Annotated in this window: 22 protein-coding genes; 13 read left to right on the top strand and 9 right to left on the bottom strand. The window is 61.5% G+C overall.

From position 1 onward, the window contains the following. Positions 1 to 82 precede the first annotated feature (82 nt). The 3 genes from KDX39_RS20375 (at position 83) to KDX39_RS20365 (ending at position 3,446) form a co-directional block, all read left to right on the top strand. Entirely contained in the window at positions 83 to 1,369 is a 1,287-nt protein-coding gene (locus tag KDX39_RS20375) for an MFS transporter (protein ID WP_231661611.1), read from the top strand. Positions 1,370 to 1,561: 192 nt separating this feature from the next. Beyond that, positions 1,562 to 2,452 (top strand): KPN_02809 family neutral zinc metallopeptidase, encoded by an 891-nt coding sequence (gene ypfJ, locus KDX39_RS20370; RefSeq protein WP_099226436.1) that lies wholly within the window; start codon positions 1,562 to 1,564, stop codon positions 2,450 to 2,452. 4 nt (positions 2,453 to 2,456) lie between these two features. Continuing rightward, positions 2,457 to 3,446, top strand: coding sequence for an alpha/beta hydrolase (locus KDX39_RS20365; protein WP_184321389.1), 990 nt, complete (start codon positions 2,457 to 2,459; stop codon positions 3,444 to 3,446). 175 nt (positions 3,447 to 3,621) lie between these two features. Here the strand turns inward: KDX39_RS20365 and KDX39_RS20360 are convergent, their stop codons facing one another. From KDX39_RS20360 to KDX39_RS20350, 3 genes are all read right to left on the bottom strand, one after another. Next, positions 3,622 to 4,212: an HAD family hydrolase gene (locus KDX39_RS20360; RefSeq protein ID WP_231661610.1), complete on the bottom strand. Its 591-nt coding sequence runs from the start codon at positions 4,210 to 4,212 to the stop codon at positions 3,622 to 3,624. Further along, on the bottom strand, positions 4,209 to 5,078 hold the full coding sequence (gene tesB / locus KDX39_RS20355; RefSeq protein ID WP_099226438.1) for an acyl-CoA thioesterase II: 870 nt from the start codon (positions 5,076 to 5,078) through the stop codon (positions 4,209 to 4,211). Before tesB ends, KDX39_RS20360 begins: the two co-directional genes overlap by 4 nt. Before the next feature lie 123 nt (positions 5,079 to 5,201). Next, on the bottom strand, positions 5,202 to 5,771 hold the full coding sequence (locus KDX39_RS20350; protein ID WP_231661609.1) for a GNAT family N-acetyltransferase: 570 nt from the start codon (positions 5,769 to 5,771) through the stop codon (positions 5,202 to 5,204). A gap of 118 nt (positions 5,772 to 5,889) precedes the next feature. On the opposite strand from KDX39_RS20350, the gene KDX39_RS20345 reads away from it, so the two are divergent. Both KDX39_RS20345 and KDX39_RS20340 read left to right on the top strand, forming a co-directional pair. Further along, positions 5,890 to 6,807 carry a histone deacetylase family protein gene (locus KDX39_RS20345; protein ID WP_231661608.1) on the top strand — a complete coding sequence of 306 codons (918 nt, stop codon included), beginning with the start codon at positions 5,890 to 5,892 and terminating at the stop codon, positions 6,805 to 6,807. Between the two features lie 63 nt (positions 6,808 to 6,870). After that, positions 6,871 to 8,112, top strand: coding sequence for a TIGR03862 family flavoprotein (locus KDX39_RS20340; RefSeq protein WP_231661607.1), 1,242 nt, complete (start codon positions 6,871 to 6,873; stop codon positions 8,110 to 8,112). 49 nt (positions 8,113 to 8,161) lie between these two features. Here KDX39_RS20340 and KDX39_RS20335 read toward each other — a convergent pair whose 3' ends face one another. Beyond that, positions 8,162 to 9,058 (bottom strand): LysR family transcriptional regulator, encoded by an 897-nt coding sequence (locus KDX39_RS20335; RefSeq protein WP_231661606.1) that lies wholly within the window; start codon positions 9,056 to 9,058, stop codon positions 8,162 to 8,164. A 41-nt stretch (positions 9,059 to 9,099) separates the two neighbouring features. Continuing rightward, positions 9,100 to 9,681 carry an NAD(P)H-dependent oxidoreductase gene (locus KDX39_RS20330; protein WP_231661605.1) on the bottom strand — a complete coding sequence of 194 codons (582 nt, stop codon included), beginning with the start codon at positions 9,679 to 9,681 and terminating at the stop codon, positions 9,100 to 9,102. 190 nt (positions 9,682 to 9,871) lie between these two features. Between KDX39_RS20330 and KDX39_RS20325 the strand changes: the two genes are divergently transcribed. Next, a complete protein-coding gene (locus KDX39_RS20325; protein ID WP_231661604.1) occupies positions 9,872 to 10,207 on the top strand; it encodes a putative quinol monooxygenase in 336 nt (111 codons plus the stop codon). Here the strand turns inward: KDX39_RS20325 and KDX39_RS20320 are convergent. Continuing rightward, on the bottom strand, positions 10,161 to 10,925 hold the full coding sequence (locus KDX39_RS20320) for a sulfite exporter TauE/SafE family protein (RefSeq protein WP_231661603.1): 765 nt from the start codon (positions 10,923 to 10,925) through the stop codon (positions 10,161 to 10,163). The genes KDX39_RS20325 and KDX39_RS20320 overlap by 47 nt on opposite strands. Before the next feature lie 99 nt (positions 10,926 to 11,024). Here KDX39_RS20320 and KDX39_RS20315 point away from each other — a divergent pair, with 99 nt between their 5' ends. Next, positions 11,025 to 11,912 carry a LysR substrate-binding domain-containing protein gene (locus KDX39_RS20315; protein WP_231661602.1) on the top strand — a complete coding sequence of 296 codons (888 nt, stop codon included), beginning with the start codon at positions 11,025 to 11,027 and terminating at the stop codon, positions 11,910 to 11,912. A gap of 40 nt (positions 11,913 to 11,952) precedes the next feature. Here the strand turns inward: KDX39_RS20315 and mnmH are convergent, their stop codons facing one another. Together mnmH and selD are read right to left on the bottom strand one after the other, a co-directional pair. Next, positions 11,953 to 13,059, bottom strand: a complete 1,107-nt coding sequence (gene mnmH / locus KDX39_RS20310; protein ID WP_231661601.1) for a tRNA 2-selenouridine(34) synthase MnmH — start codon at positions 13,057 to 13,059, stop codon at positions 11,953 to 11,955. After that, the gene (selD, locus tag KDX39_RS20305; RefSeq protein ID WP_231661600.1) at positions 13,059 to 14,093 is read right to left on the bottom strand and encodes a selenide, water dikinase SelD; all 1,035 of its coding nucleotides are present in this window, start codon (positions 14,091 to 14,093) and stop codon (positions 13,059 to 13,061) included. The genes mnmH and selD overlap by 1 nt, the downstream gene beginning before the upstream one ends. 235 nt (positions 14,094 to 14,328) lie before the next feature. On the opposite strand from selD, the gene KDX39_RS20300 reads away from it, so the two are divergent. Genes KDX39_RS20300 through phnE form a run of 4 tightly spaced genes read left to right on the top strand, consistent with a single transcriptional unit; the run spans position 14,329 to position 17,562 of the window. Then, positions 14,329 to 15,180: a putative selenate ABC transporter substrate-binding protein gene (locus KDX39_RS20300; RefSeq protein WP_043305147.1), complete on the top strand. Its 852-nt coding sequence runs from the start codon at positions 14,329 to 14,331 to the stop codon at positions 15,178 to 15,180. Next, complete coding sequence (locus KDX39_RS20295) at positions 15,177 to 15,977, top strand: phosphonate ABC transporter ATP-binding protein (RefSeq protein WP_231661599.1); 801 nt, start codon at positions 15,177 to 15,179, stop codon at positions 15,975 to 15,977. Before KDX39_RS20300 ends, KDX39_RS20295 begins: the two co-directional genes overlap by 4 nt. Then, positions 15,971 to 16,798: a PhnE/PtxC family ABC transporter permease gene (locus KDX39_RS20290; protein ID WP_231661598.1), complete on the top strand. Its 828-nt coding sequence runs from the start codon at positions 15,971 to 15,973 to the stop codon at positions 16,796 to 16,798. Before KDX39_RS20295 ends, KDX39_RS20290 begins: the two co-directional genes overlap by 7 nt. Further along, positions 16,795 to 17,562 carry a phosphonate ABC transporter, permease protein PhnE gene (gene phnE / locus KDX39_RS20285; protein WP_231661597.1) on the top strand — a complete coding sequence of 256 codons (768 nt, stop codon included), beginning with the start codon at positions 16,795 to 16,797 and terminating at the stop codon, positions 17,560 to 17,562. Before KDX39_RS20290 ends, phnE begins: the two co-directional genes overlap by 4 nt. 99 nt (positions 17,563 to 17,661) lie before the next feature. Here phnE and ggt read toward each other — a convergent pair whose 3' ends face one another. Next, positions 17,662 to 19,389 (bottom strand): gamma-glutamyltransferase, encoded by a 1,728-nt coding sequence (gene ggt / locus KDX39_RS20280; RefSeq protein WP_099226451.1) that lies wholly within the window; start codon positions 19,387 to 19,389, stop codon positions 17,662 to 17,664. Positions 19,390 to 19,650: 261 nt separating this feature from the next. Here ggt and KDX39_RS20275 point away from each other — a divergent pair, with 261 nt between their 5' ends. Together KDX39_RS20275 and KDX39_RS20270 are read left to right on the top strand one after the other, a co-directional pair. Further along, positions 19,651 to 20,415: a response regulator transcription factor gene (locus tag KDX39_RS20275; RefSeq protein ID WP_231661596.1), complete on the top strand. Its 765-nt coding sequence runs from the start codon at positions 19,651 to 19,653 to the stop codon at positions 20,413 to 20,415. Between the two features lie 29 nt (positions 20,416 to 20,444). Continuing rightward, a complete protein-coding gene (locus KDX39_RS20270) occupies positions 20,445 to 21,779 on the top strand; it encodes a sensor histidine kinase (protein ID WP_231661723.1) in 1,335 nt (444 codons plus the stop codon). The last annotated feature ends 23 nt before the right edge of the window (positions 21,780 to 21,802 follow it).

Raw genomic sequence — 21,802 nt, 5'->3', positions numbered from 1 at the left:
CTGTCAACTTTTCGTTAGCATCCTATCTATAAGCTGAGGTATAACCCGTAACGCGAACACACTGCTTCGATGGAAGTCTGTCTTGAGCTCTGAATCCCCCGCTGCTTCAACATCCGTCAAACTGTCCAGCCAGCCCGGCTTCATCAGTTTCATCCTGTCGCGCCTGATGGCGGTCTTCGCCATGCAGATTCAGGCAGTGGTGGTCGCCTGGCAGGTCTATGACATGACCCGCGAGCCAATGGCGCTGGCCTATGTCGGCCTGGCCCAGTTCATCCCCATGCTGCTGTTGCTGATGCCTGCGGGCGATCTGATCGATCGCTACAACCGCAAGGTCATCCTGATGATCAGTTGGGGCGTTCAAGCAGTATGCGGCCTGATTCTGCTGGTTTTCTCGGCCATGAATCTGCAGGACCTGCGGCTGATCTACGGCGCGCTGATGCTTTACGGCTGCGCCCGCGCGTTCACCGGTCCCGCCCTGCAAAGCCTGTTGCCGCAGATCGTACCGCGCGAACAGCTCGCCTCGGCAATTGCCACCAACAGCGTGATCATGCGCTGCTCGACGGTCGGCGGTCCGCTGATTGGCGGCTACCTGTATTGGCTGGGCGGCGCAGAGCTGACCTATTCAGTGTGCGTGGCAGCGTTCATTGCCGGGATCCTGCTGCTGGTCAGGGTCGCGACGCCTTACGCAGGCAAACTGGTGGACCTGAGCGACAGCGCCTGGGGTCGATTCACGGCCGGAATCGCCTTCATCCGCTCACGCCCGATCATTCTGGGCACCATATCCCTGGACCTGTTCGCCGTGTTGCTGGGCGGCGTGGTGGCGCTGCTGCCGATCTATGCCCACGAAGTGCTTAACCTTGGCCCGCAAGGGCTCGGCATGCTTCGCGCGTCGATGAGTCTGGGTGAGCTGGCGACCGGGGTGTACCTGAGCATGCGTCCACTGGATCGCAATGTCGGCATGACCATGTTCATGGCAGTGGGGTTGTTCGGGGTGGCGAATCTGGTATTTGCCTTGTCCACCTTGTTCTGGCTGTCGTGCCTGGCGCTTTTGATCGCGGGGGCTGCGGACATGGTCAGCGTCTACATACGCTCGGCACTGGTACAGTTCTCGACACCGGACAACATGCGTGGCCGGGTCAACGCGGTGAACATGCTGTTCATCGGCTCCTCCAACGAGCTTGGCGAATTCCGCGCAGGCACCAGCGCCTCGCTGATCGGTGCGATTCCAGCCGCGATCATGGGCGGTGTCTGCACGCTGGGCGTGGTCGGCGCATGGATGACCGGCTTCAAAACGCTGCGGCAGGTGGACCGCTTTGCCGACGCTACCCCTGCAGAAGTGCCGGAGAGCACGCTCGCAAAAGCACATTGAGTACCAGAGCAGCGCCGCCCGGATTCAGAAAACCGGTATCGCGGCGCCGCTTCTTAGAACCAATCGGTCTCCCCTACCCTCTATACCTCGCATCATGCATTGCGCCGCCCGTGTTTCACTTGGCAGGGGACCGGTTGGCGCGTATTGGTTTCACCAGCGACACTCATTGCACGACAAGAAGAGGGATCCGACATGCTCTGGAAAAAAGGCCGACGCAGCGACAACGTGGTTGATGCACGTGGTGAAAGTAGCGGCGGCGGTGGCGGTGGCATGCGCATCGGTGGCAAGGGATTGAGCCTGGGCGGTATCGTGATCGTCGTCGCCATCGGATTACTGACCGGTCAGGACCCGATGCAGATTCTCGGACAACTCACCGGCCAGATGACCGAGCAAAGCGCTCCGACCAGTTCGCAGACACGTCAGGCACCACCGGCCAATGATCAACAGGCCGAGTTCGTGCGCAGCATTCTGGGCGACACCGAAGACACCTGGCGCGCAGTCTTTGCCCAGAACGGTCGTCAGTACAAGGACCCGACACTGGTGTTGTTCAGCGGCCAGGTGAACTCTGCCTGCGGTTTCGCAACCTCCGCGACGGGTCCGTTCTACTGCCCCGCCGACCAGCAGGTCTATCTGGATCTGGACTTCTTCCGCGAGATGTCGCAACGCTTCTCAGCTGCCGGCGACTTCGCTCAGGCGTATGTGATCGCCCACGAAGTCGGCCACCACGTACAGACCCAGCTCGGTATTTCCGCCAAGGTCGATGCCGCCCGCAAGTCTGGGCAGCGCATGGAGGGCAGCACCGGTTTATTGGTCCGTCAGGAGCTTCAGGCTGACTGTTTCGCAGGTGTTTGGGCCTACAACGCACAAAATCGTTTGAACTGGCTTGAGCCGGGTGATATTGAAGAAGCGTTGAACGCAGCCAACGCCATCGGCGATGATCGTCTTCAGCAGCAAAGCAGTGGTCGAGTCGTACCGGACTCCTTTACCCACGGCACTTCGGCCCAGCGAGTACGCTGGTTCAAGACCGGCTTTGCGCAAGGCCAAATCACCCAATGCGATACTTTCGCCGCCAAGAGTCTCTAAGCACATGATTAAACCGCTTCTGGTCCTGTTGTTAAGCACTGCCTTCGTGAGCCTCGGGGCTCATGCCGAGGATCAAGCGGTTAAATCGATCAGCCCGGACCGTCTGGCCATCAATGGCGCCGAGGCAACACTGGGGCTCAGCCAGGAATGGGTTCACCCAAAACCGAAAATCGAGCGTGTGGTGATCGTGCTGCACGGCCGCCTGCGCAATGCACAGACTTACTTGCGCAGCATCGAGCGCGCCGCCAACCAGTCGAAGGAACGCAGCAAGACGCTGCTGATTGCGCCGCAGTTTCTGGATGAGAAGGACGTCGTCGCTCATCACCTGTCCGACAACATCCTGCGCTGGCGCCAGAACAGCTGGATGGAAGGCGCGACCGCGAGCGATCCCAAGCCCATCAGCTCGTTTCTGGTGCTGGACCACATCCTCAAGCGCCTGAGTGACAGCAAACTGTTTCCCAACCTCAAGGAAATCGTGATCGCCGGCCATTCCGGCGGCGCGCAGGTGGTGCAGCGCTACGCGATGATCGGCGGCAAGGAAGACGCCCTGCTGACCCGCGAAGGCGTGAAGCTGCGCTACGTGATTGCCAACCCGTCGTCCTATGCCTATTTCGATGCCGAGCGGCCTGAGTCTGTGACGGCACAGGCTTGCCCGAACTTCAATGACTGGAAATACGGCCTCAACAAGATGCCGTTCTATTCAGGCAAGGAAAAACCGGCGGATATCGAAAAAGGTTACGTAAAGCGTGACGTCACCTACCTGCTTGGCGAACTGGACACCGATCGCAACCATCCGGCACTGGACAAGACCTGCGCGGCTGAAGCCCAGGGCGCCTATCGCCTGATACGCGGCCAGAACTACTTCAGCTACCTGCAGAAACGCCACCCGGAAGGCCTGAATCAGCGTCTCGTGGTCGTGCCCAAGGTCGGCCATAACGGCGACGGGATGTTTACGTCACCTGAAGGGCAGGCGGTGCTGTTCAAGCCGTTTTGATGGGAAGCACACCCGAAGTGAACTCAACTCAAACGGTGGGAGGCGCCACCACATCTTCGACGGGGCGCTGTCGCGCAGCAAATACCGGACTGCGGGAGGCTGCTTGCCGCCTCCCACGGGTTCTGCATTCATTCAGATAAACGCGTGTGCTTAACGCGGACGATGAGGCCGCCTGTCAGTTCAACATACCGCGCAATGCCACGCAGTCCACGGCATGCCAGTCCGCCAGCTCAGGCCATGGATTCTCCGGCAGGTTTACCAAAACAGTCTTCGCACCCGCTGCCCGGCCGCAATCCAGATCGTGGCGATAATCGCCGATCATCACCATCCTCTTCGGTTCCACGTCCCACGCACTGGCCAGTTTCAACAGGCCGGCCGGATGGGGCTTGGGTGTCGCTTCGTCGCGTCCCAGTACGTCGTCTACCGCAAAGCAGTCGGCAAGGCCGATGGCTTGCAGCGTGATGTGCGCCAGCTCGCGCGCGTTGCGCGTCAGGATGCCCAGGCGATAACCACGAGCCGCCAGCTCACGGACCAGTTCGACAGCACCGTCGGCAGGCAGCGAACCCAAGGCCAGCTCACGCTCGTGCTCCAGCAGCCAGGCGTGCTTGGCGGCGGACTCGGCCGCAGGCAATGCCGCGAGGTGACCGAGAATATCGGCGTCCTGCGGGATGCCCAGTTCGCGCTTGATGGCCGGGAAATCGTGTACGGGGACGGTCAGCGTGCCGTCCATGTCGAACACCCAGTGGCGAATGTCATGCAGCGTCATGCCCAATCCTTTCGATGGCGGATCAGCCCTTCCTGACTGACCGAAGCAACCAGTTGCCCGGCGCGATTGAAGATGCTGCCGCGCGAGAAACCGCGGGAGTTGCCTGCCCACGGGCTGTCCATGGCATACAGCAGCCAGTCGTCAGCACGCAGGTCGTTGTGGAACCACAATGAGTGATCGAGGCTGGCCACTTGCATGTCGCGCTGCCAGACAGTCTTGGCGTGCGGTTTGAGCGAGGTCGTCAGCAAGTTGAAGTCCGAGGCGTAGGCCAGCATGTACTTGTGCAGCGCAGGCGCGTCATTGAGAGTGCCATCGGCCCTGAACCACACATACTTCACCGGCTCACCGGGTTGCGGGTTGTAGGGGTCTTCAGCAGTCACCGGACGAAACTCGATGGGTTTGGGGCGCAGAAACTTGTCATGCACCGCTTCGGGGATCAGGTGTGCACGCTGTTGCATCAGTTCAAGTTCGGAAGGCAGGTTTTCCGGCCCGACGATCTGCGGCATCGCCGCCTGATGCTCGAAGCCTTCTTCGTCGTACTGGAACGATGCGCTGCAGGTGAAGATCGGCTTGCCCTTCTGGATCGCCGTGACGCGACGGGTGCTGAAACTGCCGCCGTCACGCACACGGTCCACTTGGTAGACCACCGGCAGCCCGGCATCGCCAGGTCGCAGAAAATAGCCGTGCAGTGAGTGAACGTGGCGGTCCTCTTCGACCGTCTGGCTGGCGGCAGACAGCGATTGCCCCAGCACCTGACCGCCGAACAGCTGGCGAAAGCCCAGATCCTGGCTACGACCGCGAAACAGGTTTTCTTCAATAGGTTCCAGCGTCAGCAGCTCAACCAGATCATCCAGCACTTGGCTCATGTTCATTCCTCGCACAAAACGTACCCGCACTCGCCCGGCAGCGACGGTCGGTGTGTTCGCGGCAGGCCCGCAAGGCCTGCGCTATTAAAGTGAAATGATACAGAAATAAGGCGGCGGGCTCAGTCAGGGTTTCAGGGTATTGAGCCACTGTTCGCGATTGATGCGATAAAGCACGTGCGGCTTGAGCGGGTTCCCGTCCTGCACGTTCGGATGCTCGAAATCGTCGGAAGGATCGCGCAGCATGCCGATCGCCTGCATCACCTTTTGCGAGGATTCATTGCTCATGGCCGTAAATGACACGATCTGATCAAGCTTCAAGCGCTCGAAACCGCAACCGAGCGCGGTCCAGGCCGCTTCGCTGGCGAAGCCCAGTCCCCAGTGCTCGCGTGCCAGCCTCCAGCCGATCTCGACGGCGGGCGTGAAGTGCGCGTCGAACCCCACCACGCCCAGCCCGGTAAAACCGATGAATGCACCGCTATCCTTGCGTTCAAGTGCCCACAGACCGAAACCCAGCTCGGCAAAATGCCCGCGCATCCGCCCGATCATGGCGGCGCTTTCGAGACGACTGAGGGGCTCGGGAAAATATCGCATGACCTGCGGGTCGGCGCACATGGCGGCAAACGCAGGCAAATCGTCGTCGCGCCACTGCCGCATCAGCAATCGGGCGCTGTCCAGCTTGAGTATCGGTTCCATCGATCTCCCCCGTAACCGTCATCTTCGGGCGCAAGTGTAATCTGTTGAAGTTGCAGCCAACTGTGCGACAAGGCGCATAACTGGCACTATCGAGCTTCGACCTTTGACCGGACGCAAAATGTCCCTGCCACTGATCTATCACGACGACTACAGCCCGGAATTTCCGGCTGACCATCGGTTTCCCATGGACAAGTTCCGTCTGCTGCGCGATCACTTGATCGACAGCGGCCTGACCCGCGACGTTCAATTATTACGTCCAGAGCTGTGTCCGGCCGATATTCTGGCCCTCGCACACGATCCCTCTTACATCAGCCGTTATCTGAGCGGCGACCTGTCACGCGAGGATCAGCGCCGTCTCGGCCTGCCGTGGAGCGAGGCACTGGCGCGCCGCACCATCCGGGCCGTGGGTGGCTCGCTGCTGACGGCCGATCAGGCGCTTGAACACGGTCTGGCCTGCCATCTGGCGGGAGGCACCCACCATGCGCACTATGACTATCCGGCGGGTTTCTGCATCTTCAACGACCTGGCGGTGATCAGCCAGTACCTGCTGCAGAGCGGGCGTGTGGACAAGGTGCTGATCTTCGACTGCGACGTGCACCAGGGCGACGGCACGGCGCGTATTCTGGCCGAAACAGAAGACGCCATCACCGTCTCGCTGCACTGCGAAAAGAACTTCCCGGCCCGCAAGGCCCGGAGCGACTGGGATATTCCGCTGCCGATGGGCATGGGCGACAGCGATTATCTGAACGTCGTCGATGACCTGCTCAACTACCTGCTGCCCATCTACAAGCCGGATCTGGTGCTGTACGACGCAGGCGTGGACGTCCACAAGGATGACGCGCTGGGTTATCTGCAACTCACCGATCAGGGTCTGGCAGATCGCGACGAGGCTGTACTGCGTCATTGCCTGGGTCGCGATATCCCCGTCATGGGCGTGATTGGTGGCGGTTACAGCAAGGACCGCCAGGCGCTGGCCCGGCGGCACGGCATCCTGCATCACAGCGCGCAACGGGTCTGGCAGGATCTGGGCCTGTGACAGGCCGGGCAGCAAATCTCGGGTAGAATGCCGCACTTTCCCGCCATCGATATTCAGCTGATCATGACCGACCTCACTGCCTCCGAACCTCAATCCGTTGCCGTTATCGGAGGTGGACCTGCTGGCCTGATGGCGGCAGAAGTGCTGAGCCAGGCCGGGTTTCGGGTCGACCTGTATGACGGCATGCCGTCGGTCGGGCGCAAGTTTCTGCTGGCCGGGGTGGGCGGCATGAATATCACTCACTCCGAGCCCTACTCTGATTTTCTGTCACGCTATTTCGAACGCTCGCCGATGATCGCGCCGCTTCTTCGCCAGTTCGATGCGGACGCCTTGTGCGCGTGGATTCATGATCTGGGTGTCGACACCTTTATCGGCAGCTCGGGCAGAGTGTTCCCGACGGACATGAAAGCCGCGCCCTTGCTGCGCGTCTGGCTGAAACGCCTGCGGGACGCTGGCGTGATCATCCACACCCGGCATCGCTGGCTGGGCTGGAACGCCGATGGCCACCTGCGCATCGCCCATCCCGAAGGTGAGTTGACGCTCCAACCGGCTGCCACGCTGTTGGCACTCGGAGGCGCCAGTTGGGCGAGGTTGGGCTCCAATGGCGCCTGGGTGCCCTGGCTTGAAGCGCAGCAGGTGAATGTCGCGCCTTTGCAGGCCGCCAATTGCGGCTTTGAGGTCTCAGCCTGGAGCGAGTTGCTGCGCAGCAAGTTTGCCGGTGCCCCGCTGAAGAACATCGCCATGGGTTTGCAGGGGCAACCGCTGCGTCTGGGCGAGTGCGTGCTGACCGAAACGGGCGTGGAAGGCAGTCTGGTGTACGCGCTGTCGGCGCAGATTCGGCAACAGATCAACCTCAGCGGCTCGGCGAGCGTGCAGATTGATTTGCTGCCCGGAAAGTCCCTGGGCGATGTACACAAGGCCCTGAGCAAACCTCGCGGCTCGCGCTCGATGTCCAGGCACCTGCACAGTCAGTTGGGTCTCGACGGTGCCAAGGCCTCGTTGCTGCGAGAACTGGCGCCACGCGAAGCCTTCGATGATCCGACGCTGCTGAGCCAGGCAATCAAGGCACTGCCCCTGCGACTGATCAGACCACGGCCTATCGACGAAGCCATCAGCACCGCAGGTGGCGTGACGTTTGAATCCATGGACGAGCGCTTGATGCTCAGGCAACTGCCCGGCGTGTTCTGCGCCGGCGAAATGATCGACTGGGAAGCACCGACCGGCGGCTATCTCCTGACGGCCTGCTTCGCCAGCGGGCGGGCTGCCGGGCTGGGCATGGTGGAGTGGTTGCGCGACAGGCGCTGATCGGTTTTGCGCCGCTGCGGAACGCGTACGCTCGTTGTTCCAAACACACTCACTGTGCGTAGTCTTTCAATTTCTCCTGCATGAAATCCAGAAAACACTGGATCCTCAGCGCCAACTGCGAGTTGCGGTAGTACACCGCGTTGATCGGCTGACGATAGCCGCTGTCGGCGTCTTGCAGAATGCCGAGCAGCCTTCCGTCTCGCAGGTCTTCATGGGTCATGAAGTCGGACAGACAGGCAATCCCGATCCCCTCCAGCGCCAGATGACGCAAGGTGTCGCCACTGGATGCAGCAACACCAGGTTTGATCGGGTAGCGATCACCCCCGGCATGGCGCAGCGGCCAGTGATTGAGCACCTCCACCTGATTGAATCCCAGCAGAGTGTGCCGGGAGAGCTCTTCGACTGTTTGTGGCGTGCCGTGGCGTTCCAGGTACGCAGGGCTGGCGACGATGTTCAGCAGGCAACTGCCCAGTGCGCGGGCATGCAGGGTCGAATCGGGCAGTGCGCCAATGCGGATTGCGATGTCGGTGTTCTGCTCCAGCAGGTCGATGAACCAGTCATCGCTGTTCAGTTCCAGCTGGATATCCGGATAACGCTGCCTGAACTCCGCCACATGCGGCACCACCGAATGCAACATGAAAGGCGACGCGGCGTTGATGCGCAGACGTCCGGCCGGTATCTGCCTTGAAGACATCAGGTGCTCTTCCAGACTTTCCATCTGCTCGAGGATCAAACGCGCTCGAGTCAGGAAGAACTTGCCCTCCTCGGTCAGGTCCATGCGCCGCGTGGTGCGGTTGATCAATGTGGTCTCAAGCTTGGCCTCAAGCCTCGACAAGGTACGGCTGATCCCCGACGGCGTCTGCCCCATCTTCTCGGCTGCGGCGGAAATGGAGCCACTTTCGATCACCGAGACGAACACCTGCAACTCATCGGACCTGGCTTTCACTGTTGTTCCCCGCTCAAGAGTCCGGGGATATTAACCGCAGTTCAAGCAAATACCTTGGCCAGATGCGCTTCATAGCGTTTCACATCAGCTTCGATGTTCGGCACTTTCATCACATCCACCGCAAGGAACGTCGGCAGGCCGGTCATGCCAAGGAACTGGTTGGCCTTATGAAACGGGAAGTACACAGCATCGACGCCTTTGGCTTCAAAGAAGTAGCAAGCGTCGTCGAAGGCTTGTTGCGGCGCGTTCCAGGTGGCTGAAATCATGTATTGCTTGCCATGCAGCAAGCCGCCGCTGCCGTATTTCTGCGAGGCATCGGAACGTGTGCGACCGTCGTTGGCGTACAGACTGCCGTGCCCTTCGGTGAACACTTCGTCGATATACTTTTTGACCGTCCACGGCGCGCCCATCCACCAGCCTGGCATTTGCCAGACGATGACATCGGCCCACAGAAACTTCTGCACTTCCTCAGCCACGTCATAACCACCGTCGATGAAGGTTTCCTTCACGTCGTAACCAGCGCGGTCCATGAATGCCACGCCAGCGTCGTGCAGGGTCGCGTTATAGCGGCCGTCCGAGTGAGCAAACTGTTTACCGCCGTTGAGAAACAATACTTTTTTCATGCCAGACCTCTGGATGCTCGGCCCTGCCCTATGAATTGGCGGAACCCGTCATTAATCGATGGGGAGAAGAATAAAGACGGAGCGGCTTATGAATAAGCCGAGGAAAGGCAAATCACTTTTGCTCAGAAGTCACGAATAATGACGCCATTGTTGACTTAGAATGCGAGCACTTCAGCAGAGGAATGCTTCGATGCCCACACCTTACGGCTTCATCCTGCACGCCCATACCCGCCCGGAAAAGTCAGCCGAGTTCGAAGCGCTGTTCAGTTCTTACGTTGCACAGAGCCGCAGCGAGCCGGGCTGCATCGAATACCACATGCTGCGCGATCAGCAGGATCCGACGCTGTTCATCTTTTTCGAGGTCTGGGCGTCGAAAAAGGACCTGGACGTTCACTCCGCGCAGCCGCACATGACCGCGTTGTACGAGAAGCGTTTTGAGTATCTGGTCAGCGACTTCCAGATTCGCCGCATCGACATGCTCAGCCCTTCATCAGCAAGTGCAGCCCCAGCAGCGCCATCCCGATAAAGAAGGTGCGCTTGAACACGGCGGCGCTGATCCGCTGCCGCAACCATTGACCGATCAGCATACCCAGCAGGGCCGGGATCAGCGCCAACAATGAAGCACCGAGTTCACTGCCGCCGAGTGCGTTGTTCGAGGACAGACCGATGGCCAGCGCCAGCGTCGAAACCGTGAACGACAGCCCCAGAGCCTGCACCAGTTGATGACGTTCCAGGCCCAGTGCCTGCAGATACGGCACGGCAGGAATCACGAAGACACCCGTCGCCGAGGTGATGACGCCGGTCAGCAGGCCGCACAGTGGACCCAGCCAGCGCTCGGTCGTCGCAGCCACCTTGAGCATCGGCAGGAACAAACCGCTCAGCGCATACAGCAGCAGCGCCCCGCCCAATGCCTGCGTCATAGAATGATCGCCGTTCATGCCCAGCCAGAACGAACCGGCCAAGGTGCCTGCGAACACCATCGCCAGCATCGGCCAGAGACGCCGGATAAGCCCGCCGAGGTGCCCGCCTGTCGCAAGTTGCCAGAAGTTGGTCACGATGGACGGAATGATCAGCAAGGCGGCAGCCTGCGCCGGGAGCATAGCCAGCCCCAGCAAGCCCATGGACACAGTCGGCAGGCCGAGGCCAATCACGCCTTTGACGGTGCCTGCGAGCAGAAAGGTGCCGAAGACCAAGGCGATCAGGCCGGTACCCAGCGTTTGATACGTATCGAAGAGTGTATTCATGACGCGATTCTGGGTCTTCAGGAGCCTGTTGAAAATCTGGCTTATACTCAGCCAGCCTCTGGCATGGACAGAGGCTGATCAGCCAGGGATTGTCTTTACATGCACTTAGACCTCACCGACCTGCGTCTTTTTCAGCACGTGGTCGAGACCGGCAGCATCACTGCCGCCGCAACGCGCAGTCACCTGTCACTGGCATCGGCCAGCGCACGTGTTCGGGCGATGGAAGCGTCATTGCAGGCGCCATTGCTTGAACGAGGCCGACGTGGCGTGACGCCGACGCCTGCGGGCAAGGCGCTGGCGCAGCATGCACGGGTGATCCTGCAACAGGTCGAGCGAATGCAGTTCGATCTGGCGGATTACGCGAAGGGTTTCAAAGGCCAGGTGCGGCTGCTGTGCAACACCTCAACGCTGAGCGAGCACCTGCCGGAACGATTGGCGGATTTTCTGGTGGCGTATCCCAACATTGATGTCGACATTCAGGAACAGACCAGCCTGCGCATCCTGCACGCGCTGCGTCATGGGACGGCGGATGTCGGGATCATTTCCGACGCCGTAGACGCCAGCGATCTGCAAACCCTGCCCTTCCGGGATGATCCGCTGACGCTGGTCATGCCGCCTGACCATCCGTTGGGCGAGCTGACCCGTGTCAGCTTTGCACAGGCACTGGATGAGGAGTTTGTCGGCCTGTCGGTCAACAGCGCGTTGGGCATTCATATTGAAGAACAGGCGTTGCACATGGGCAAGCGCATGCGCATCCGGGTGCGTGCCGAAGGGTTTGATGGCGTCTTGCGCATGGTCGCCCACGGCGCCGGACTGGGTATCGTGCCGCAGGCCGCAGTGGACCGTGCGACCCGTCCACTGCGCTTTGTCGCAGTGCGATTGAGCGATCTTTGGGCCGACCGCAAACTGCTGCTCTGCGCCGCTGATTTCAACGCCCTGCCCGGTTACGCCAGGGCGCTGCTGGATGCGTTGGAGCAGCGACACTGATTGATCCGAGTCACATCACCCGCAGATGCGCGGGGAACGATCACGACCGCGCTTTTGCCTTGCGCTCGCGCAGGTATGCAACCACTTCGCTCTGGGTCCCGGCGAACTCGATACGTGAGGACTTGTGCTCGCGTTGGTAGGCGTACATGGGGTCGTAGTACTCACCGAGCAGACCTTCGATCCAGCCACGATGCAGATCGACCTTGCCGCTGCGGCGCTGTTCGTCCAGCGCGTCCTGCATGATGGCTTGCAGTCGCTGCAAACGCTCGCCGCCAAGGCGCTTGTGGATGTTTTTCAGGCTTTGCAGCAAGCGCTCGGCAAACAGGTCGAAACCGGTGTCTTCGCCGTGCAGGCTGACGAACTCGGCGCACAGGTCGGTCACGTAATCGCGAAGAATACGCTCGACCCGGTTTTCGAAACTGTCCTCCAGCCAGACCATCGAGCAGTCCTGCATGGTCTGGTGCAATTCCAGCGGCACGTTGCAGCTGCCCACCAGACGGCTTTCGTCTTCCAGCACGAACTGCTCGATACCGGCGGCGCGCTTTTTGAGCAGGTCGATGGCCAGACGGTTCTCGAAATCGATCTGCGCTGGCTGGCCGGTCGCCCGTTTGCCGAAGCTGGAACCACGGTGGTTGGCGATGCCTTCCAGATCAAGGCTGTTGGCGAGCTGAGGCAGGACCTCGGTCTTGCCGGTGCCGGTCATGCCGCCGAGCACCACGAAATCGCACTCGGTCACCGCGTCGTGCAGGGTGTCGAGCAGGAAGGTCCGCATCGCCTTGTAGCCGCCGATGATGCGCGGATAATCGACCCCCGCCTCCTGCAGCCAGCGCTGCACGGTCTGCGAGCGCAGCCCGCCACGAAAGCAATACAGGTAACCATTCGGGTTGGCTTTGGCGAACGCCAGCCAAGCCTCGACGCGCTCATCCTTGACCGGCCCGCAGACCAGTTGATGGCCCAGCCTGATTGCCGCCTCCTGCCCATGTTGCTTGTAGCAGGTGCCGACCTTTTGCCGTTCGATGTCAGTCATCAGCGGCAGGTTGATCACGCCCGGAAACGCGCCCTTGGAAAACTCCACCGGCGCCCGGGCATCCATCATCGGCACATCGTTGAGAAATAGAGCGCGGTAATCACTGCTGTTGTCGGCCATCAGAACACCTCGACGGCATGGGTCTGTCGCTCAAGCAGTGTGCCGACAGGCTTCAATTGCAGGCCCGACTCGGCAGCCGCTGCCAGAAACTCCGCTTCGCCTTGCAGGGTGACCGCCACCAGCAAACCACCGCTGGTCTGCGGATCGCATAGCAGGTCGCGCTGCGCATCACTGAGCGATGCGATCTTGTCGCCGTAGCTTTCGAAGTTGCGCAACGTTCCGCCCGGCACGCAGCCTTCGGCGATGTAATGCTCGACACCCGGCAAACGCGGCACGGCGGCGTAATCCAGACGTGCCGTCAGCCCTGCGCCATCGGCCATTTCGACCAGATGGCCCAACAGACCGAAACCGGTGACGTCAGTCATCGCCATCACGCCGGCCAGTTTGCCGAAGCGGCTGCCGGGCTTGTTCAGGGTACACATCCAGTCACGCGCCAGACCGACGTCCTGCTCGCGCAGTTTCGCCTTCTTCTCGGCGGTGGTGAGAATGCCGATGCCCAAGGGTTTGGTCAGGTACAGCATGCAGCCCGCCAGCGCCGTGTCGTTGCGCTTCATATGTTTCTTCTGCACGACGCCGGTCACGGCCAGGCCGAAAATCGGCTCGGGCGCATCGATGGAGTGTCCGCCCGCCAGCGGAATACCCGCTGCATCGCAGACCGCACGGCCGCCGCGAATCACCTCGCGGGCCACTTCAGGCGGCAGCACATTGACCGGCCAGCCGAGGATGGCGATGGCCATCAGCGGATCACCGCCCATCGCATAGATGTCGCTGATTGCGTTGGTTGCGGCGATGCGGCCGAAATCGAAGGGATCGTCGACGATGGGCATGAAAAAGTCGGTGGTCGACACCACGCCGCGTTCATCGTCCAGCGCATAGACAGCGGCATCGTCACGCGAGGCGTTGCCGACCCACAGGTTCGGGTCCAGGTTCTGCGCGCCGCTGCCGGCCAGGATCACGTCCAGCACCTTGGGGGAAATCTTGCAGCCACACCCAGCTCCGTGACTGTACTGGGTCAGGCGGATTGGCTCACTCATCGCAACACTCTCGGTAACGGGGAAACAGGCTGCGGAGTCTAGGGTCTGTTGCGGTTTGAGCGCAAACGGCGTCGCCGTTCGGTCATGCCATCAAAACGATACGCCTGACGAACTGGCCTTTCTCGCCGCGCCTCTTATAATCCCGCGCTCCAGTACCGAATCCATCGAAGCGTGCCTGCCTGGCCAGAGTCGCTTTGCCTTGTCGTTTTTTCCGCTATTGAACCGGAGAACTTTCATGCTCAAGCGTACCCTGGCGCTGGCCGCCGGCCTTGCCCTGTCCTTTACCGCACTGACCAGCCACGCGGCCGATGTGCTGCGCGTGTCGGCCATTCCCGACGAAGCACCGACCGAACTGCTACGCAAGTTCAAGCCGCTGGGTGCCTATCTGGAGCAGCGACTGGGCATGAAGGTCGAGTTCGTTCCGGTCGCCGACTACCCGGCGGTGGTCGAAGCGCTGGCCACCGACCGTCTCGACATGGCCTGGCTGGGCGGCTTCACCTTCGTGCAGGTCAACCTCAAGACCGGCAATGCCGTGCCCTTGGTACAGCGTGAGCAGGACGCGCAGTTCACCAGCAAATTCATTACCTCCGATCCGAACGTGAAAAGCCTGGCGGACCTGAAAGGCAAGACCTTCGCGTTTGGCTCCGTGTCGTCCACGTCCGGCAGCCTGATGCCGCGCTACTTCATGCTCAAGGAAGACATCAAGCCGGAAACCTTCTTCAGCCGCGTTGCTTATTCGGGCGCGCATGACGCCACTGCGGCCTGGGTTCAGGCGGGCAAGGTCGATGCTGGCGTGCTGAATGCCAGTGTGTGGGACAAGCTGGTCGCCAACGGCAAGGTCGATACCAGCAAGGTGCGCGTCTTCGCCACCACGCCGACCTACTTCGATTACAACTGGACCGTGCGCGGCACGCTGGACAAGGGCCTGGCGGCGAAGATCAAGCAGGCGTTCCTGGACCTGGACCCGGCCAACCCGGAGCAGAAAGCGATTCTTGATCTGCAGGCAGCCAGCCGCTTCATCGAGACCAGACCGGAAAACTACAAGGGCATCGAAGAGGCTGCCCGCGCTGCCGACCTGCTGAAATGACGCTGCGCCTGTCCGGGACAGACCTGCGCCACAGTAACGGTACGCTCGCGCTGAGGGGCCTGGAACTGAGCATCGCGCAGGGCGAGCGGGTGGCGGTGATCGGTCCGTCCGGGGCGGGCAAGACCACGCTGCTCAACCTGCTGGCCGGCGCTCTGCGGCCCAGCGCAGGGCAAGTGGAAATACTGGGGAGCAGTCCCTGGCAGCTTTCCAGTCGGCAGCGTCAGCAATTGCGCCGTCGTATTGCGCTGATCCATCAGGCCCCGCCTCTGCCGCCGCGCCAGCGCGTGGTGACAGCGGTGCTGGCCGGCAAACTCGGTGAGTGGAGGTTGGGCAAGTCGTTGCTCAACCTGTTGCACCCACTCGACGTGCCAGGCGCGCGCAACGTGCTCGCGCGTCTGGATCTGGCGGACAAGCTGTTCGTGCGCTGCCAGCAGTTGTCCGGTGGGCAACTGCAACGGGTCGGTATCGCCCGCGCCCTGTATCAGGCCCCGGAAGTGATGCTGGCGGACGAGCCGGTGTCGGCAATGGACCCCCGCCTGGCGGACCACACGCTGGCGCTGCTGTGTCAGCACGCCATTGAACACGGCGTGACGCTGGTCGCCAGCCTGCATGCCGTTGAGCTGGCCCTGGCGCATTTTCCGCGCATCATCGGCGTGCGGGACGGGCAGATTCATTTCGACCTGAACGCCAGCGAAGTCAGCCGGGAACACCTCGATACGCTTTACGCCAACGAACAGCTGAGCACACCGGCCACCACCGAAACACCTGCCACTGCGCCCTGGACGCCACGATGCTGAGTCGTGATCGACGCGACCCGGCCGCCATACCGCGCCTGTTGTTGGCGCTGCTGGCTGTCGCACTGCTGTGGCCGGGCATCCGTCTGGCTGAACTCGATCCCACTGTTTTGCTGCAACCGGAAAACGCCCGGACCATGGGCGGTTTTGTGGCCGGCTTCTGGCCGCCCGCCCACAACCCCGAGTTTCTTTCGTTGTTGATCGACGCCACCTTGCAGACGCTGGCGATTGCCACAGCGGGCATGGCTCTGGCGCTGGTTTTGGCCATACCGGCAAGCCTGCTGGCCAGTTCGGCGCTGTCGTTATCTGCGGCGTCACGTGCGGGCCAGCCCGGCTGGCTCGGTCAATGCCTGCGCTGGCCGGTGCGCGGCCTGCTGATCTTCCTGCGCAGCGTGCCGGAAATCGTCTGGGCGCTGCTGTTCGTGCGTGCCGTCGGGCTGGGTCCCACGGCAGGTGTGCTGGCTATCGCCATTACCTACGCGGGCATGCTGGGCAAGGTTTACGCCGAAATTTTCGAGTCCGTTGATCAACGCCCGGCCCATGCCCTGATGCAGGCGGGCAGCGGACGATTTGCCGCGCTGGCGTACGGCATCCTGCCCAATGCCGCGGCAGAACTGACCTCGTACACGGTGTATCGCTGGGAATGCGCAGTCCGCGCGTCGGTGGTGATGGGCTTCGTCGGCGCGGGTGGTCTGGGTCAACAGATCGACCTGTCGATGCGCATGTTCGCCGGAGCCGAAGTGGCGAGCATGCTGCTGACCTTTCTGGTACTGGTGCTGTTGGCCGATCAGTTGAGCCGCCTGCTGCGCGGGAGATTCACATGAGACGGGCTGGCAACTGGCTGTTATTGATCGCGATCATTGCGGCGGTGGTTGGCTCGTTCATTTATCTGGGCATGGACCTGTTCAGCCTGAGCAGCCCTGAAGGCCTGACGCAGATGGGCCGTTATGCCCTGCGCTTCATGAGTCCGGACCTGAGCGCCGGTCACTTGCAGGCCATCGGCAAGGGCGCACTGGAAACTCTGGCGATGTCGGCACTCGGCACGCTGCTGTCGGTGATCGGCGGATTATTGCTGGCCCTGCCCGCCGCAGGTCGCCTGGGCTGGCCGATGCGCAGTCTGAGCCGTTTGCTGCTCAATGCGTTGCGGGCCATTCCAGAGCTGGTGTGGGCCGTGCTGATGGTGCTGGCCGCAGGGCTTGGCCCCAACGCAGGCACGCTGGCACTGGCGTTGCACACCACGGGCGTGCTGGGTCGCTTGTTCGCCGAAGCGCTGGAAAACACTGCACCGGAACCCGCCGCTGCGATTCGTCTGCAAGGTGGCAGCGCATGGCAGGCGTTCTCCTACGGCACGCTGCCCAACCTCTGGCCGCAACTGCTGGCGTACACCCTGTATCGCTGGGAGAACAACATACGCATGGCAAGCATTCTAGGGTTCGTCGGCGCGGGCGGTCTGGGACAGATGCTCTATGTCAGCCTCAGCCTGTTTCAGGAAGCCCAGGCCAGTACCGTCATCCTTGCGATGCTGGTACTGGTATTTGCCGTGGATGCGCTGAGCGGCTGGAGCCGTCAACGGTGGGTGCGTAACTGATTACCAGAGATACGCCTCCCACAGTGCGGTGTGTGCGGCGAGCAAGCGGTGTGTCAGACATACAGACACAACCCCTTGCTCGCCGCGATACCTCTGGACTCAATACCCCAACGACAACCCGGTATTGCGACGCGGGTCATTGGCGCCGTAAAAGCGGTTGTTGCCGACCGGCTTGCCGTCCAGCGACGGCGCACCCACCAGAATTGCTGCCACATGGTTCATGGGCTGCGGACCTGCAAACTTGTGGCCCCAGCTTTCGAGGATCTTCAGCGTATCCGGGCTGACCGCGAAGGTGTCCAGGTTGGTCGTATCCGGCTGCCATTGCTGGTGGAAACGTGGCGCATCGACCGCTTCCTGGATGTTCATGCCGTAGTCGATGACGTTGAGCATGGTCAGCAGGGTCGCGGTGATGATGCGGCTGCCGCCTGGCGTACCGACGACCATCACGGTCTTGCCATCCTTGGTAACGATGGTCGGGCTCATTGATGACAGCGGCGTCTTGCCCGGCGCGATGGCATTGGCTTCGCCCTGGACCAGACCGTACATGTTGGGCACGCCAGGCTTGACGGTGAAGTCGTCCATCTCGTCGTTGAGGATGACGCCGGTCTTGCTGGCCATGACGCCTGCACCGAACCAGTTGTTCAGCGTGTAGGTCACCGAGACCGCGTTGCCCCACTTGTCGACAATCGAGTAGTGCGTGGTGTTGCTACCTTCATGTGGCGCAACACCCGGCTTGATCCTGTTCGAATCACCGGCCTTTTGCGGATCGATTGCAGCACGCAGTTTGTCGGCATAGGCAGGATCGAGCAGGTGCTCGATAGGATTCTTGACGAAATCCGGGTCGCCCAGATAGCTGTTGCGATCCACATACGCGTGGCGCATGGCTTCGATCTGATAGTGCGTGCCCTGCGCCGAACGGAAGCCCAGCTCTTTCATCGGGTAGCCCTGCAGGATATTCAGGATCTGGCAGATGACCACGCCGCCGGAGCTCGGTGGTGGTGCCGACACCACGTGATAACCACGGTAGTCGCATTCGATAGGCGCCAGTTCACGGGTTTTGTAATGATCGAGGTCGGCCTGGGTGATGATGCCCTTGCCCGCCTGACTGGAGTCGACCAGCGCCTTGGCGACCCAACCTTTGTAGAAACCGTCGCTGCCCTTCTCGGACACTTCACGCAAGGTCTTGGCCAGGTCTTTCTGCACCAGTTTCTGGCCGACCTGCAGCGGCTCGCCCTTGTTGAGGAAGATCGAACCGGAATCGGCCATGTCCGCCTTGAACACGTCGGTCGCGGTGTGCAGCATGTCGATATCGCCCTGGCGCAGGATGAACCCGTCTTCAGCCAGTTTGATCGCAGGGGCAATCACATCTTCGCGCTTGCGAGTACCGTATTTGCTCAGCGCCAGCTCCATGCCTGAAACGGTGCCGGGCACGCCGACGGCCAGATGGCCTTTGGCGCTCAGGTCCGGTATGACATTGCCTTCCTTGTCCAGGTACATGTTGGCGGTAGCGGCCAGCGGAGCCTTTTCGCGGAAGTCGATAAAGGTCTTGCGGCCATCGGCCAACTGGACGGTCATGAAACCGCCGCCGCCCAGGTTACCGGCTGCGGGATAAACCACCGCCAACGCGTAACCGACTGCAACCGCAGCATCGACGGCGTTGCCGCCGTCCTTGAGTACATCGACGCCAACGTGGGTGGCCAGGTGCTGGGCCGTCACGACCATGCCGTTCTCTGCGGCGACCGGCGCCTGGGAAGCGGCGAAAGTGGGGGAATACGCAACAATCAGTGCCGTCGCAATCAGCGATCTGGCGAGGGGTTCGAACTTCATGAGCAGTCTCTTCTTCCTGAATCCGGGACGTTTGATACCCACTGCCCGCGTGAAGGGCAGTGGCGCTGCACTACCTCCCCAAGGTGTACCTGCATCCTTGCGGTGGTCGAACCTGACCAAAGTAGCGGGTCCTGAAGCGTTTACCTAGCGCAAAACACCAAACACACGTCATCCAGCACCCGGAGCGTGAATGGGATAAGATCGCGCCCACCAATGAGAATCATCCACAGCTTCTCCAGCCCGTGCCGCAGGACCATCATGATGTGCGCGTTAACTTCACCTCGCCCGACCCCACGCGTTCTGGTGGTGGATGATCATCGCAAGATCCGCGACCCGCTTGCGGTGTACCTGCGACGTCATCTGTTCGAGGTGCGCACGGCCGAAGACGCGGCGGGCATGTGGCAACTGCTCAAGCAGCAGCGCTTTGACGTGGTGGTGCTGGACGTGATGCTGCCGGACGGCGATGGCTTCGAACTGTGCAACCGCCTGCACCGGCGCGAGAACATTCCGGTGATCCTGCTCACGGCCCGCGACACGGCGGCCGACAGGGTGCGCGGCCTCGACATCGGTGCAGACGACTACATCACCAAGCCCTTCGAACCTCGCGAGCTGGTCGCACGGATCAACAGCGTACTGCGCAGATGCAGTCCGACGCGACCTGAAACCACAGTCGTGACACCCGGCGAAACCGCTACGCAGCATCGTCACTACGCGTTCGCAGGCATGAGCTTTGCCGCCCGCACCGGCACGCTGGTACGACGCGACGGCTCAACAGTCAGACTCAGTACCGTGGAAAGCCGGTTGCTGGGTGTGCTGCTCAATCACCCCAATAGTATTCTTGGTCGCCAACGCCTGATCGACCTGACCGCGCGGCCCGGCAACGACGTCTACGACCGCGCCATCGACCGGCAAATCAGCCGCCTGCGCCGCAAGCTTGACGACAACCCGCTCGAACCCGCGCTACTGCGCACCATCTGGGGCGACGGTTATCTGCTGGCGGCTGACGTCACCGTGCTCGACGCATGAAGTGGCTGAAATGTCTGTGGCCGAAACGCATGACCCAGCAACTGGGCTTGCTGTTGCTGCTCGCACTGCTGGCTTCCAATGGCGTCGCCATGCTGTACCTGCAACGCACCGGTGCATTGATTCACCCGTTGTCACGCACGCTGGCCATTGAACGGCTGATCACCGCCTACCATGCTGCGCAGGGTCTTTCAGCGGACGATGCGTCGCATCTGTTGAGTGCCATGCAGACGCCCGACTCGGAACTGTGGGTGTCCAAAGACCCCATCGCCAACACGCTGGACATGCGCGCCGAAGAACACCGGCTGGTCGCCGACCTGAGAAAGCGTCTGACCCTGCCCGACGAAACCACCATCGGCATGCAGCTTGAACGCATCAGCGGCGGACCGGCCCGCGAGCATGTGTTCGTCGCAGCCGGTTGGGCGCCCTTGCGGTTGCGCACCAGCATCGACCTGCTCAACGGCTCGCAGTTGAACGCCATCCAGCATCCGGCCGGAGGTTATGAATGGGGGCGCATGCTCGCCTACACCTTGCCGGTGACGACCATTCCGGTGCTGTTGATCGTGGTGTTTTTCATGCGACGGATCGTGCAGCCCATCCAAAACCTGGCGCAGGCGACCGAACGTGTCAGCCGGGGCGAATGGATACCGCCGTTGCCCATGACCGGCCCACAGGAAGCCCGCGACCTGACCACCGCATTCAACGTGATGCAGGAGCGCATTGCCCGGCATGTCGAAGGCCGTACACGGATGCTCGCGGCCATCAGTCACGACTTGAACACACCGCTCACCGAACTGCGTCTGCACTTGGAATTGCTTGAGGACGGGCCAGAGCGCGACGACATGCTGGAAAGTCTCGACGAGCTGCGGGCGATGGTGCGCGAAACCCTGAATTTCGTGCGCGGTGATGCGGTACAGGAAGCGATGGTCGACATCTCGCTGACCGGCCTTCTGGATGACCTGGCCAGACGTTACAGCAGTATGGGTCAGCCAATTGGCTGGGACGGTCAGGATGAGATTAGGTGTCGTTGCAGACCGCTGGCCCTCAAGCGTGCCCTGACCAACCTGATCGACAATGCTCTCAAACATGCGGGCGATGCCAGCGTCAGTGTGTGGACCGAGCCCGACGGGCCTATTCGTCTGGAGGTTCTGGATCATGGACCGGGTATCGAGCAGGCCTGGCTGACGCACGTGTTCGAGCCGTTCGTACAGTTGAGTCAGAGCGGCGCAGACACTAAACAGGGCGGCGGACTGGGCCTGGGACTGGCCATCGCCCGCTCCTGCGTCCAGGCCCATGGCGGCGAACTCACCCTGGAAAACCGCCCGCCCGCCGGACTGTGCGCCATAGTGCGACTGCCCGGCGCCTGACGACAAAGGACGTAAACAACGGC

This window comes from Pseudomonas sp. CDFA 610 (assembly GCF_021147865.1).
Classification (GTDB): Bacteria; Pseudomonadota; Gammaproteobacteria; order Pseudomonadales; family Pseudomonadaceae; genus Aquipseudomonas; species Aquipseudomonas alliivorans.
This window is presented reverse-complemented; position numbering and strand designations above follow the sequence as displayed.

Coding starts and splice junctions, on each gene's coding strand:
- tesB (WP_099226438.1), bottom strand. CDS start 5,078: ATGAGCCAAGTGCTGGATGATCTGGTTGAGCTGCTGACGCTGGAACCT.
- KDX39_RS20325 (WP_231661604.1), top strand. CDS start 9,872: ATGCCCACACCTTACGGCTTCATCCTGCACGCCCATACCCGCCCGGAA.
- KDX39_RS20270 (WP_231661723.1), top strand. CDS start 20,445: ATGACCCAGCAACTGGGCTTGCTGTTGCTGCTCGCACTGCTGGCTTCC.
- KDX39_RS20320 (WP_231661603.1), bottom strand. CDS start 10,925: ATGAATACACTCTTCGATACGTATCAAACGCTGGGTACCGGCCTGATC.
- KDX39_RS20350 (WP_231661609.1), bottom strand. CDS start 5,771: ATGGAACCGATACTCAAGCTGGACAGCGCCCGATTGCTGATGCGGCAG.
- selD (WP_231661600.1), bottom strand. CDS start 14,093: ATGAGTGAGCCAATCCGCCTGACCCAGTACAGTCACGGAGCTGGGTGT.
- KDX39_RS20360 (WP_231661610.1), bottom strand. CDS start 4,212: ATGACGCTGCATGACATTCGCCACTGGGTGTTCGACATGGACGGCACG.
- KDX39_RS20300 (WP_043305147.1), top strand. CDS start 14,329: ATGCTCAAGCGTACCCTGGCGCTGGCCGCCGGCCTTGCCCTGTCCTTT.
- mnmH (WP_231661601.1), bottom strand. CDS start 13,059: ATGGCCGACAACAGCAGTGATTACCGCGCTCTATTTCTCAACGATGTG.
- KDX39_RS20365 (WP_184321389.1), top strand. CDS start 2,457: ATGATTAAACCGCTTCTGGTCCTGTTGTTAAGCACTGCCTTCGTGAGC.
- KDX39_RS20315 (WP_231661602.1), top strand. CDS start 11,025: ATGCACTTAGACCTCACCGACCTGCGTCTTTTTCAGCACGTGGTCGAG.
- KDX39_RS20295 (WP_231661599.1), top strand. CDS start 15,177: ATGACGCTGCGCCTGTCCGGGACAGACCTGCGCCACAGTAACGGTACG.
- KDX39_RS20345 (WP_231661608.1), top strand. CDS start 5,890: ATGTCCCTGCCACTGATCTATCACGACGACTACAGCCCGGAATTTCCG.
- KDX39_RS20340 (WP_231661607.1), top strand. CDS start 6,871: ATGACCGACCTCACTGCCTCCGAACCTCAATCCGTTGCCGTTATCGGA.
- KDX39_RS20330 (WP_231661605.1), bottom strand. CDS start 9,681: ATGAAAAAAGTATTGTTTCTCAACGGCGGTAAACAGTTTGCTCACTCG.
- KDX39_RS20275 (WP_231661596.1), top strand. CDS start 19,651: ATGTGCGCGTTAACTTCACCTCGCCCGACCCCACGCGTTCTGGTGGTG.
- phnE (WP_231661597.1), top strand. CDS start 16,795: ATGAGACGGGCTGGCAACTGGCTGTTATTGATCGCGATCATTGCGGCG.
- ypfJ (WP_099226436.1), top strand. CDS start 1,562: ATGCTCTGGAAAAAAGGCCGACGCAGCGACAACGTGGTTGATGCACGT.
- KDX39_RS20290 (WP_231661598.1), top strand. CDS start 15,971: ATGCTGAGTCGTGATCGACGCGACCCGGCCGCCATACCGCGCCTGTTG.
- ggt (WP_099226451.1), bottom strand. CDS start 19,389: ATGAAGTTCGAACCCCTCGCCAGATCGCTGATTGCGACGGCACTGATT.